The following is a 12,942-nucleotide window of genomic DNA, read 5'->3' on the forward strand; positions in this document are numbered from 1 at the left end:
CCACCTATTTTCGATTTAAAAATAATTGTAATGCCGCCATCTTACTGCCAAGCGGTAATAACAACCATTCTTTTACTGTAAAAATTCGATAACGTGTAATACATAAAATAAAGATACTCCCACCAATGATGACTAAGAAAAGCATCATAATTGCTGCATATAAACGACTATCAATTGCTAAAATCTCATCAAATATGCGAATACCGCCTACAACAAATACCATACAAACTGTTGCGTAACCTGTGATTTGATAAAACAGACGACTGGCTAACTGAATATCTTGTTTCTTTTTTAAATAATACACTAAACTACATGCACCTACGATTAGAGCTAGATTACTCGACCATGCTGCACCTACTATTCCAAAATAGTGTACAAATGGTTTTGTAATTAGTATTTTGATCAACAAGCTGATGGCTAAAATGTACGTAGGACCTTTACGATACCCTAAACCTTGTAAAATCGCTGTAATTGCCATAATCATTGAAAGCATAATAATTTGAATAACATAGACCGACAGTACATCTGATAAATCTGCTGTTTCAAATAAAGCTTTATTCAAATAAGGCATAACGAGCATTAAACCAACTGTTGCTGCTACACCAAAAAGAAGTGTTGCTTGAAAAGTAACACGAATGAGTTGGCGCATTTGCTCGCCTTTTCTTTTTTTCATCGCGCTTGCAATCATCGGTACAATGGCCATAGAGAATGATGTAGCAATGACTAATCCAACTTGAACAAGTGGCTGACCTCGGTCATAAATCCCTTTCTCTTTCATCGCATCAATGGGTTGTTCAATATACTGAACGAGCGTATCAAATACAGTAAACGCATCGACAATTTGAAAGAAAATCAACAGCAGACTACTCATACTCGCACTGACACTCACAACGAGCATCTTTTTCAAAAATTCACGCTTTCGAACAACTGTATTTTCTTTGTTAAGTAAATAAATCGACTGGCGCTTTTTTCTCATATATAACATTAGAAGTAGAACACCAATCCATTCGCCACTAACTGTCCCTAAAACAGCGACTGCTCCAGCTGTATATAATGACTGTGAAGTAGCCATAACATATGCTGTACCGCCTAAAATAACAGTTACACGTACAACTTGTTCAATCACTTGCATCACAGCAACAGTTTGTAGATTGCCATGTGCTTGTAACTTTCCTTTATACATAGATAATGTCGGTACTGTAAAAATAACAAGTGAACCGATTTTCAATAAAAAGCCGAGCTGTTCATCACCCATTGCACGCGCAAAAAAATCAGAAGCACTATACATGCCAATAAATAAAAGAATTGAAAATACCCATAGCGCGCGATATAACAATTGCGATATCGCTTGTTGTCTTTTCAATGGTTGACCAAGTTCATCTGCAATCATCTTCGAAACAGCAATCGCTAGACCACTCGATGTCCATGTCATGAAAACAGCCACAAATGGATAGACTTGTTGATAAATAAAGAATCCTTGGTCCCCCACTAAGTTTTGAAAGGGGACACGATAGACCATACTTAATACTTTTACAAAAAGTGCTGCCATCGTTAAAAGGGCAACTCCTTTTGCATAGCCTTTTACTTTTGTCATTCGCATCCTCTTTCCATTACTACATTTTTTTGAATACTTATGTAAAAAGGAGAAACTACTTCTTTAGTTCCTCCTTTCACAAAAATTATGCAGGATTTTCTTCTTTTAGTGAAGCTGGCAATAATTGAACAACCGCTTCAACCAAATCAAAGACATCTTGATCTTTTGACATCTTTCGTTCATCAATTGTTAAAACAAGTTTTCCATCTTCCAATGTAAAGCCAACTGCTCGCCCTAAAACCATCGAATCAGAAACCATCTTACTACCATCAATTCGTTGTGTACCATCCATTGATAGCGTAATACGGTACATTTTATTTTTTAGTTTGATGGACTCTAAGCCAACTTCTAATCCCCATGCTTTCATACGTGCAATACGCATTAAGCGATCCACTTCGATTGGCAAGTCACCAAAACGGTCTACTAATTCTTCTGAAATTTCGTGATAAGCTTCTTCTGTTTCAATCGCTTTAATACGCTTATACATTTGAATTTTTTGATAACCGTCTGGAATATACGTATCCGGTAAATATGCATCATACGGAAGAAGAATCTCGATTCCTTTTTCTTCGGTCTTTTTCTCACCTGTTTGTTTTTCAGTTACGGCATCTTCAAGCATTTGTGAATACAAGTCGAAACCAACTGAATCAATAAAGCCATGTTGTTGCGCACCGAGTAAATTCCCTGCGCCGCGAATGGATAAATCGCGCATCGCAATTTTAAAACCAGAACCAAGTTCCGTAAATTCTTTTACCGCTTGTAAACGTTGTTCCGCAACTTCTGTCAGTACTTTATCACGTTGATACATGAAGTATGCATAAGCAACACGATTAGAACGTCCTACACGTCCACGTAATTGGTAAAGTTGTGATAATCCCATACGGTCTGCATTGTTCACAATCAGCGTATTAACGTTTGGAATATCAATTCCTGTCTCAATAATCGTTGTTGTAACCAACACATCAAATTCGCCCTCTAAGAAGCCTAAAATGATTGATTCTAATTCATTCTCCGTCATCTTCCCATGCGCATACGCAACACGCGCTTCAGGTACGAGTGATTGAATTTGATCGACTTGTTTTGCCATATCCTCTACACGATTGTGTAAGTAGAAGACTTGTCCACCACGCGACATCTCACGCTCAATCGCTTCTCGTACAAGTGCGCCATTATGTTCCATGACATACGTTTGTACTGGGAAACGGTTTGCAGGAGGTGTTTCAATAACGGATAAATCGCGTACACCGACCATCGACATATGAAGCGTACGTGGAATCGGTGTTGCGGTTAACGTTAGCACGTCAATATTTGTTTTCAATGTCTTAATTTTCTCTTTATGTGTGACACCAAAACGCTGCTCTTCATCAACAATTAATAACCCTAAATCTTTATAAATCACATCTTTTGATAAAATACGATGTGTCCCGATTAAAATGTCTACTTGTCCATCTTTCAAGGCTTTTAATGTTTCCGTTTGTTGTTTACGTGTACGGAAGCGGCTAAGTAAACCGATATTAACCGGAAGGTCTTGGAATCGGTCGAGCATTGTTTCATAATGTTGCTGTGCTAAAATCGTTGTTGGCACTAAGAAAGCGACTTGTTTACCATCTAAAATTGCTTTATGCGCTGCACGAATGGCTACTTCTGTCTTTCCATAACCTACATCTCCACAAACAAGGCGATCCATTGGACGTTCACGCTCCATATCCATTTTCACTTCTTGAATTGTGCGTAGTTGGTCTTCTGTTTCCTCATATGGGAAGGCAGCTTCAAATTGATGCATCTCATCGCCATCAGGAGAGAAGGCAAAACCTTTTGCTGCTTCGCGTTCAGCGTATAGCTTAATTAAATCATCCGCAATATCTTGAACTGCTTTCGATACTTTGGTTTTCGTCTTTTTCCACTCTGCTCCGCCTAATTTGTGAAGCTTTGGCTCTTTGTCTTCTGAACCTACATATTTTTGAACTAAGTCAATTTGGTCGACTGGCACATATAACTTATCGTCTGCACGATAACGAATATGCAAATAATCTTTATAGTTCCCATTAATTTCGAGTGTTTCAATGCCAATATATTTACCAATACCATGATGTACATGGACAATATAATCCCCTGGTTTAATCTCTGTATAGCTTTTAATTCGTTCGGCATTGGTCATCGTTTTAGGACGTGCTTTACGTTTCTTTTGTTGCTTAAATAGCTCATCTTCTGTCACGATTGCTAATTTAGGAATTGGCATCTCAAAACCATTAGTTAAAGCACCAGACATAATGAAGACACCCGGTCCATTCGGTTCACCGAGCTGTACTTCTACACCGTGGTCTGCCAATAGATTTTGCAATATATCAATTCGTTCTTCATTCTCTGTTAAAAAGAGCGTTGTAAAGTCACTTGACACCCAACGTTCAATTTCACTATTCAACAGAGCAATCTGTCCGTGGAAATGTTGCATCGGTTTACATGAAAAATTACGTGTTGTTGTAAACGTCATTCCTTTAAATCCACGCGCAAATAATGCAAAGAAGATTTTTTGTTGCTCGATATTCGCAAGTAATTCTTTAAAGCTGAAAGATGGTTTCACACTGTGCAACATCTTACCGAGTTCAATCATCTCAAGCAGCCATTCTTTTTCCTCTGAATCCCACGCTTCCATTGTTTCTTGAATACGTGTTAATTCATCAAAAATTACAATGCCATCTCGTTTGAAATAATCACCTAAAAAAGTTAGGTTTTCATATAATAAAGAGCCATAGCGATTTACATACTCAGGTAATTCACCTTGTTGTAATAGCGCAATATCTGCTTGTACATTTTCATAAAGTGCTGTTTTTACTGCATCTGTCTTTACCTTTTTTAAACTTTCACTTAAACCAGCTTCTAAACGTTCTGCAAGGGCGTGTCGTTCATCTGTAGATAATACAAACTCCATCGCTGGTAAGATCACCATCTCTTGTAATTTCGCAATTGAACGCTGATCATCTGCTGAGAACGTACGAATCGAATCAATCTCAGTATCAAACAGCTCAATTCGAACAGGATGGTCATCATATGGTGGATAAATATCGATAATTCCACCTCGAACAGCGAACTCGCCGGGAGTTGTCACCATACCATTTCGCGTATAGCCCATCATGACTAATTGCTTCAATAGTTCCTGTGTATCTAAATCATCGCCGAGTTTTAATGTATAACGAAGTGATGACCACTGTTCTTTTGGCGTCATTACTTTACGCATACCAGCAGCAGGGATAATATAGATTCCTTGTACATCATGAATCATATGATCCAGCGTTGCGATACGCTGTGCACGTAATTCGGGACTTGCTAAAGCCATATCTGCCGCGATAAACTCATCTGCTGGGTAGTAATGTACTTCATCACTACCAATTAATTTTGATAAATCCTCATACAAAGACTGTGCTTGCAACATATTCGGTGCAATCATGTAGATTGATTTTTTTGTTTCTGCATACATTGTAGCGATGAAAGCCGATCTTGCGCTTCCGGATAATCCTGTTACAAGTTGTGCAGGTTGTTCTCTTCTTATATCTTCAATTAATGCTGCTACTTCCATGTCTTTCATCAATAACCGACGTAAGATTTCCATGTTTTCCTCCTATTCTTCATATAGAAAAAGGCTTTGGTAAGTTGTTTACCAAAGCTACACGCATCTATTCTGTTTACTTTTGATTGAATTTATTCATGACTTCTACGAATGGCTTCTCTAACCAATACATGCTTGCATCGGCTGCTTTTTCAAAGGACTCTTGCATTAATGGCTGATCTTCTTTTGAAAAACGTGCTAGTACATAATCTGACACCTTCATACCTTGTGGTGGGCGATTAATGCCAATGCGGATGCGATTAAATTCCTGTGTTCCTAAATGTTGAATTAACGACTTAATCCCATTATGTCCACCTGCACTACCTTTTTGACGTAAACGTAATTTACCTTTTTCTAAATCAAGGTCATCATATATTACGACAATATCTTCTATATCAATATCAAAATAATCCATCAGTGGTCGTACACATTCTCCTGATAGATTCATATATGTTAATGGTTTTAATAAAATGACTTTACCCTCTGGACGATGTACCGTACCATAGACACCATTAAATTTCGTTTGATTTAATGTAATTCCCATGCGGTCTGCCAATACATCAATTGTGTCAAAACCTACGTTATGATGTGTATGTTCATATGGCTTACCTGGATTCCCTAATCCAATGATTAATTTCATATCTACTACATCCTTTTCTGTACTAATCCTTGTTATTTTAACATACCCCATCTTTTTAAACAAAATACGAATACTTCGAACGTTTAAACAGAAACAAAACGCAACGACTCTACTAAAATCGTTGCGTTTTGTTTTTATTTAATTCATATCTATTTAATTTTCTAGTGGTGATGGATCTTCAGCTTCCTTACCATTATCTGCTTCTACTTCTCCTTCTTCTAATGAAGGTTCTAAGTCTTTGTCAGATACTGGCGGTAAAACTGTAGCAAGTACAAAATCGTCTTCATGTAGGACATCAAAGTCTACTTGTTCACGAATATCTACTACAGCAAGTGAATCACCAATACCAAGCTCTGTAATGTCTACTTCAATTGATTCTGGAATATTTGAAGGTTCAACGAATAAAGTAATTTCGCGATTTGGCTGTTGTAATGAGCCGCCCTCTTTTACACCCACTGATTCACCAACAATCAGAATTGGCACTTCCATCTCAATTTTACGATTCATATTAACTGCTAAAAAGTCTAAATGAATCAATGTGTCTTTTAATGGATCTTTTTGAACTTCTGATAATACAGCATTTACGTGTTTCCCATCTAATTCTAAAGATAAGACTGCATTTCTGCCTTCTTCACGTAATTTCTTCTCAAGATCTCGTTCGTTTACTGCGATTGGAGTGGTATTTACTTGATAGCCGTACACAACTGCTGGCACAAAACCATCCTGTCTTAATTCTCTTAAAACTGAATTCTTATGTGCTTGTCTTTTCTTTACTTGTAAAGTTTCTGGCATGTTTCATTTCCCCTTCCGTCTCATAGTTACACCTAATACACATACCCTGTTTTAAGTGCTATAAACATGGAGCAAATGAATGCGTTTGGCATTCTTACAATACTAGGACGCTTCACATGATAATTTGTTGCATAAAAAAAGAACAGATGAGGATGAACCCCACCTGCTCTCATTCGAATGATTAATCGAATAATTTTGATACTGATTTGTTTTCATAAATGCGAACGATTGCATCTGCTAACAATTTTGCAACTGATAGTTGTGTAATTTTCGCGATTTTCTTTTCTTCTGGTAATTGGATTGAATCTGTAATTACTAACTCTTTAATTACAGAGTTATCGATACGCTCGATTGCTGGACCTGATAATACAGGGTGTGTACAAGAAGCATATACTTCTTTTGCACCTGATTTTAATAATGCATCCGCACCGATTGTAATTGTACCAGCTGTATCGATGATATCATCGATTAAGATACAAATTTTACCTTCTACGTTACCAACGATGTTCATAACTTCTGCAACGTTTGGTTTTGGACGACGCTTATCGATAATCGCGATTGGCGCTTTTAAGCGTTCAGCCATTTTACGTGCACGTGTTACACCACCGTGGTCTGGTGATACTACTACGATATCTTCTGGGTTCCAACCTTTTTGGCTGAAGTAATCAGAGATTAATGGAACACCAACAAGGTGGTCAATTAAGATATCGAAGAAACCTTGAATTTGTGGAGCATGTAAATCAAGAAGTACAACGCGTGTTGCACCTGCTGTTTCTAGTAGGTTAGCCACTAATTTAGCCGTAATTGGTTCACGTGAGCGTGCTTTACGATCTTGACGAGCATAACCATAGTATGGCATTACTACGTTTACTGTACGAGCTGAAGCACGTTTAACAGCATCGATCATAATTAATAACTCCATTAAGTTTTCGTTTACTGGAGCTGAAGTTGACTGCACGATGAATACGTCACAACCACGAATACTTTCCTCAATACTGATTTGAATTTCTCCATCACTGAAGTGTTTTACAGAACTTTTACCAAGTTCTACTCCCATTTCTTTTGCAATCGAAGCTGCAAGTGGTTCGTTAGAATTCAGAGAAAAGATTTTTAATTTTGAGTTAGCATATTGATACGGCATGATGGCCTCCTGTTAAATATTAATTATTTATTAGAATTTAATTTGTTAACGTAATTCTCTTTGTTCTCTTGACGAGAACGTCCAATGGCAAGTGCGAATGGCGGAACTTCTTTTGTAACTGTTGTTCCAGCCGCTACATATGTGTCTGAATGAATTGTTACAGGCGCTACTAAATTTGCGTTACAGCCGATGAATGAACGATCACCGATTGTCGTTTTAAATTTATTAACACCGTCATAATTTACTGTAATCGTCCCGCAGCCAATATTAACGTCTGCACCGATTTCAGCGTCACCTAAGTAAGTTAAATGTGAAGCTTTGCTTCCTTCACCTAAAGTTGTTTTCTTCAACTCAACAAAGTTGCCTACTTTTGCGCGATTTAAAACATTTGAAGCTGGACGAATGTGTGCATAAGGTCCGACTGTGACATCTTCACCAATCATACTTTCTTCCACAACAGATGCATCAATTTTTGTGCGATGACCGATTTGGCTATCTACAATATGGCTGTTCGGGCCAATATAGCAATCCTCACCAATCACCGTTTGACCTTCAAGTAAAGTACCTGGGTAAACAATTGTATCGCTACCAATTGTAACATCTGCACCGATATACGTATTTGCTGGATTAATGATTGTTACACCATTTCTCATATGTGTTTCGTTAATACGCGCACGCATAATTTCTTCTGCTTGAGAAAGTGCTACACGATCATTGACTCCTAAATTTTCAGAGAAATCGTCTGAAATATATGCAGATACGATTTCACCTTGTTGTTTTAAAATTTCAATGACATCTGGTAAATAGTATTCACCCTGTGCATTATCGTTTTTAACAAGTTTTAATGTTTCAAATAGTGCTTTATTATCGAAACAATATGTGCCTGTATTAATTTCGGTTACTTTTTGTTGTTCAACTGTTGCATCTTTTTGCTCTACAATCTGTTCAACATGTCCTTCTTCATTACGAAGAATACGACCATAACCTGTAGGATTTTCAGCGACAGCTGTTAAGATAGTTGCTTTTGCAGCTTGTTGCTGGTGGTGCTCTAGTAATGCCTTCATCGTTTCAGGGCGGATTAATGGTGTATCTCCACAAATAACGATGGTTGTGCCTTCTAGGTCGCCTAGTAAAGTTTCAGCTTGCTGAACTGCATGAGCTGTTCCAAGTTGTTCTTCTTGTAACACATACTCACTTTTGTCACCTAACTGCTCTTTTACTTTCTCAGCGCCGTGACCAACAATTGATACAATCTTTGTTACGTCTAAATCACGAATATGATCGACAACGTGCTCAACCATTGGCTTCCCACAAACCGGATGAAGAACTTTATATAATTTGGACTTCATACGCGTTCCTTGACCAGCAGCCAAAACTACCGCATAAATTTTTGTCATTTCGCAAGTCCTCCATTTAGCTGATTTTCTATTATGACTATATAGTAAATGTAAGCATTTTTCAAGGGTACATGACTTGACAAAAAGAGGTCATACAACTTATGATTAGAAATCTTTGCCTTTTTTATTCGCATAAAAGCTATTGTTTAGACAGTTCCTCTTTATTCTGCTCGAAAAGTCACATTTACTTGTTCATAGAAAATTCATGTTTTTTTATAATATTACCCATTTCTTCTACGAATTCTTCTATTTCTTCCAATGTATTTTTAGGATGTAATGATACACGGAAAAACTGACGCGCTTGTGATGGTGTATAACCCATTGCAAGAACTGTTTTTGTACCTTCATCTTGCTCTACATCACACGCACTTCCCGTTGAAATATAAAAGCCTCTCTCACTTAATTCCAACATCATCAATTGACCTTCCATCCCTTTCGCCATCATGCCAATAATTCCAGAATATTGCTCTTTTGACGATTCAACTACTTCAATCGGTAGTGTACGAAGTTCTGCTAACATGTACTGTCGTAATTGCGTTAACTTTACAAGATCTTGCTCTGTAAATAACTGATTCATCGCCGCTGAAAAAGCAGCTACAGATGGAATATCTACTGTACCACCACGCATCCCCTTCTCATGTGTTACACCAGGAAATAAAGGTTCAATGATTCTTTTAGGATGAATATAAATTGCCCCCATTCCTTTCGGGCCACCGATTTTATGCGCCGAAACGGTCAAACTATCAACCATTTTCGCAAGTTCATGTAAAGGTACCTTTCCAAAGGATTGCACGCAATCTGTATGCACAGGGATTTGATATTTTTTCGCGATTTCACATATTTCTTCAATTGGCTGAATGACACCAATTTCTGCATTGATATGTTGCACACTAATAAGTGCAGTATCTTCTGTAATCAGCATTTCTAACTCTTCTAAATTAATTTGTCCACATGGCATTAAAGGTAATTTGATGACTTCATAGCCCCATCTTGTCAATGTATTCATCGCAGCATGAACAGAAGTGTGTTCTGCCATAGTTGTAATAATTTGCCGCTTTTTTTGCCCTAATATAATGGATAGGATTGCGATTAAGTTCCCTTCCGTACCACTACCTGTAAAATAAATACCATCTGAAGAAACTGATAAAATTGAAGCAATTTGCTCTCTAGTTAGTTGTAAAATTTGTGCCGCATACCAACCCGCTTCATGTAAACTAGACGCATTTCCATAATAAGTAGTTGCAACTTCCCCGTACATACGAATGGCTTCATCGCTCATAGGCGCTGTAGCAGCATAATCTAGGTACACCATACGAAAACCTCTTTCTATAAACAAAACTTGTTTTATTTCATATTTTATGTAAATATATGTGACAAGACAACTGTAAAGAAGGTTAAGTAAAATGAAAAATCATATTTTGATTATCGGTAGCGGGATTGCCGCACTTCAATGCGCCCGCCTATTACCCTCTCATAAAACAATTCACCTCATTACAAAAAGAGAAATTTATGAAAGCAGTTCTTATTATGCACAAGGTGGCATTGCAACGGTTTGGCATCATGAAGACTCCTTCTCCTCACATGAACAAGATACACATGAAGCAGGTGTTAATCATACGAACCATGAGATGGTACAACTCCTCGTAAGAGAAGGTCACATCGCTACGAAAGAATTAATTCAAGCTGGTTTACCTGTAGACCGGACAAGCGATGGTGAGGTTTCACTTGGTTTAGAAGGCGCCCATTCACATCACAGAATTATCCATAGTGGCGGTGATGCGACAGGCAAAAATACAATTGAATTTTTATACAAAACACTCCCATCAAACGTCATCGTGCATGAACAAGAATGTGCAATTCAATTAATTAAGAATCCAGAACAACGTGTAATCGGTGTTTATACAAAGAATGTGGAGGGTGCATTATGTCGTTACACAGGTGAAGCTGTCATTCTAGCAACAGGAGGCATTGGATCACTGTACCCGCAAACTTCAAATTGCGAAAATAGCTTTGGCGATGGGATTGCTTTGGCTTACTTGGCTGGTGCAACTGTAGCTGATTTAGAATTTATTCAATTTCATCCTACGCTACTTTTCCAGGAAGGAAAGACGCATGGTCTTGTATCAGAAGCTGTGAGAGGTGCTGGTGCACGTTTCGTTAATGAACAGCAACATTATTTTATGGAAGATTATTCACAACGTGATTTAGCACCGCGACACATTACAGCAAAAGCAGTTTACGATCAAATAAAACAAGGGCATACCGTTTTTTTAGATATTTCATGCGTTGAAAATTTCACAACTCAATTTCCGAGCATCGCTAAAAAATGTAGTGATTTGAGCATTTCTTTAGAAACTCAACGTATTCCGATTACTGTAGGAAGTCATTTTTTAATGGGTGGAATTATGACTAATGTAAACAGTGAAACATCGTTGCCCGGATTGTATGCAATTGGGGAAGTTGCTTGTAATGGCATTCATGGTGCCAATCGATTAGCTAGTAATTCTCTATTAGAAGGGTTAGCTTTTGGAAAACGTTTAGCGAAGCACTTACATACATCATGCGAGATTGACTACACAGAAAATGTAATTACAACACAGAAGGAACAACTTCCATCACTCATGACACCGAGTGTATTGCAACAACATATGATGCATGCAGTAGGTATCATTCGAAATGAACATGATTTAAATCAATTAAGCACGCAGTTACAACAACCACTTCTACAAGATGTTCGCCACTTGACGCAACTAGATATAGAACACTATTTTATGCACGTAACCGCTCAATTAATTGTACAAGCTGCCCTTGCAAGAAAAGAATCACGTGGGGGGCATATTCGAAGTGACTATCCACAAAGTGATAATTCTTTAACACAAACATTATTTATTCAACAAAAAGACCAGCCAATTTATAGGGGGACATGGTATGAATTTACTCAAACTCAAACAACAACTTACGGAATTTTTCAATGAAGACATCGGTGATACAGATCTATCTTCTGAATTACTATTCGATGAGAAACAAAGAGGTGAATTTTCACTTTACGCAAAGGAGGATGGGATCTTTTGTGGCGAAAAAATTATTCAAATCGGTTTTCAATTACTAACCGATGAATCAATTCAAGTTCATGAATTGATTCAAGATGGTACAGTAATTCAAAAAGGCGATTTAATTGCACGTATTGAAGGACCTATTCGCACACTTCTCAGTGGAGAGCGCGTCATTTTGAATCTAATTCAGCGTATGTCAGCGATTTCCACCAAAACAGCTCTAGCAGTAGCCGCAACTACAAATTCGCGTACACGTATTTGTGACACACGTAAAACAACACCTGGCTTACGTATGTTTGAAAAATATGCTGTACGTGTAGGAGGCGGCTTTAACCATCGCAGTGGACTGTATGACTGTGTCATGTTAAAAGATAACCATATTGAATTTGCCGGAAGTATTTCAAAAGCTGTGAACCATGTAAAACAAAAATTAGGTCACACAACCAAAATTGAAGTCGAAGTCGAAACAAAGGAACAATTAATTGAAGCGATTGAAGCAGGTGTTGACCTTCTACTACTTGATAATCGTACGCCAGCAGAAATTGAGTCGTGGTTACCACTTATTCCACCTCACATCATAACGGAAGCTTCTGGTGGTATTACGCTTGATACCTTACCTGAATATGCAGCTACTGAAATACATTACATCTCACTCGGAGCATTAACACATTCAATTCATTCATTAGATATGAGCGCACTCGTTCAATTGAAAGGAGTTTAA

General features: G+C 37.8%; 9 protein-coding genes. 2 read left to right on the forward strand and 7 right to left on the reverse strand.

Translation table 11 applies throughout. The features are described from left to right. Positions 1–4: 4 nt before the first annotated feature. The 7 genes from ASO14_RS13990 to ASO14_RS14020 all read right to left on the reverse strand — a co-directional run bounded on the left by ASO14_RS13990 (position 5) and on the right by ASO14_RS14020 (position 10,480). Positions 5–1,594, reverse strand: coding sequence for a putative polysaccharide biosynthesis protein (locus ASO14_RS13990; protein WP_068456722.1), 1,590 nt, complete (start codon positions 1,592–1,594; stop codon positions 5–7). A gap of 85 nt (positions 1,595–1,679) precedes the next feature. Next, positions 1,680–5,201 (reverse strand): transcription-repair coupling factor, encoded by a 3,522-nt coding sequence (mfd, locus tag ASO14_RS13995; protein ID WP_068456725.1) that lies wholly within the window; start codon positions 5,199–5,201, stop codon positions 1,680–1,682. 73 nt (positions 5,202–5,274) lie between these two features. Continuing rightward, the gene (gene pth, locus ASO14_RS14000) at positions 5,275–5,838 is read right to left on the reverse strand and encodes an aminoacyl-tRNA hydrolase (protein WP_068456728.1); all 564 of its coding nucleotides are present in this window, start codon (positions 5,836–5,838) and stop codon (positions 5,275–5,277) included. 153 nt (positions 5,839–5,991) lie between these two features. Further along, complete coding sequence (locus ASO14_RS14005; RefSeq protein ID WP_068456731.1) at positions 5,992–6,630, reverse strand: 50S ribosomal protein L25/general stress protein Ctc; 639 nt, start codon at positions 6,628–6,630, stop codon at positions 5,992–5,994. A gap of 181 nt (positions 6,631–6,811) precedes the next feature. Next, positions 6,812–7,771: a ribose-phosphate diphosphokinase gene (locus ASO14_RS14010; RefSeq protein WP_068456734.1), complete on the reverse strand. Its 960-nt coding sequence runs from the start codon at positions 7,769–7,771 to the stop codon at positions 6,812–6,814. A gap of 23 nt (positions 7,772–7,794) precedes the next feature. Further along, entirely contained in the window at positions 7,795–9,168 is a 1,374-nt protein-coding gene (gene glmU / locus ASO14_RS14015) for a bifunctional UDP-N-acetylglucosamine diphosphorylase/glucosamine-1-phosphate N-acetyltransferase GlmU (RefSeq protein WP_068456736.1), read from the reverse strand. 184 nt (positions 9,169–9,352) lie between these two features. After that, positions 9,353–10,480, reverse strand: a complete 1,128-nt coding sequence (locus ASO14_RS14020) for an IscS subfamily cysteine desulfurase (protein WP_068456739.1) — start codon at positions 10,478–10,480, stop codon at positions 9,353–9,355. Positions 10,481–10,571: 91 nt separating this feature from the next. Between ASO14_RS14020 and nadB the strand changes: the two genes are divergently transcribed. Both nadB and nadC read left to right on the forward strand, forming a co-directional pair. Continuing rightward, positions 10,572–12,143: an L-aspartate oxidase gene (gene nadB / locus ASO14_RS14025; protein ID WP_068456741.1), complete on the forward strand. Its 1,572-nt coding sequence runs from the start codon at positions 10,572–10,574 to the stop codon at positions 12,141–12,143. Continuing rightward, entirely contained in the window at positions 12,097–12,942 is an 846-nt protein-coding gene (gene nadC / locus ASO14_RS14030) for a carboxylating nicotinate-nucleotide diphosphorylase (RefSeq protein ID WP_068456745.1), read from the forward strand. The genes nadB and nadC overlap by 47 nt, the downstream gene beginning before the upstream one ends.

This window comes from Kurthia sp. 11kri321, assembly GCF_001534765.1.
GTDB classification, from domain to species: Bacteria; Bacillota; Bacilli; order Bacillales_A; family Planococcaceae; genus Kurthia; species Kurthia gibsonii.